This window comes from Bailinhaonella thermotolerans (genome assembly GCF_003594875.1).
Classification (GTDB): domain Bacteria; phylum Actinomycetota; class Actinomycetes; order Streptosporangiales; family Streptosporangiaceae; genus Bailinhaonella; species Bailinhaonella thermotolerans.
This window is the reverse complement of the sequence record NZ_QZEY01000058.1, coordinates 1-685: the sequence shown is the minus strand read 5'-3', so window position 1 is coordinate 685 and position 685 is coordinate 1. Positions and strand designations below refer to the sequence as shown.

1 rRNA gene is annotated in these 685 nt (G+C 57.7%); it reads right to left on the bottom strand.

What is annotated here, in order from left to right:
• Positions 1–685 (bottom strand): 23S ribosomal RNA (locus D5H75_RS40735); the annotation flags it as partial.

Genomic DNA, 685 nt, shown 5'->3' with positions numbered 1-685 from the left:
GGCGGCTTCACCCGCGACACGACGCTCCCCTACCCACCCACACACCTGAACCACAAAGGCTAGGCTGACGTGTGGATGCCACGACTTCGGCGGTGTACTTGAGCCCCGCTACATTGTCGGCGCGGAATCACTTGACCAGTGAGCTATTACGCACTCTTTCAAGGATGGCTGCTTCTAAGCCAACCTCCTGGTTGTCACAGCAACTCCACATCCTTTCCCACTTAGCACACGCTTAGGGGCCTTAGTCGGTGGTCTGGGCTGTTTCCCTCTCGACCATGGAGCTTATCCCCCACAGTCTCACTGCCACGCTCTCACTTACCGGCATTCGGAGTTTGGCTGACGTCAGTAACCTTGTCGGGCCCATCGGCCATCCAGTGCTCTACCTCCGGCAAGAAACACGCGACGCTGCACCTAAATGCATTTCGGGGAGAACCAGCTATCACGGAGTTTGATTGGCCTTTCACCCCTACCCACAGGTCATCCCCCAGGTTTTCAACCCTGGTGGGTTCGGTCCTCCACACGGTCTTACCCGCGCTTCAACCTGCCCATGGGTAGATCACTCCGCTTCGGGTCTACAGCATGCGACTCAAACGCCCTCTTCAGACTCGCTTTCGCTACGGCTACCCCACCCGGGTTAACCTCGCCACACACCATAACTCGCAGGCTCATTCTTCAAAAGGCACGC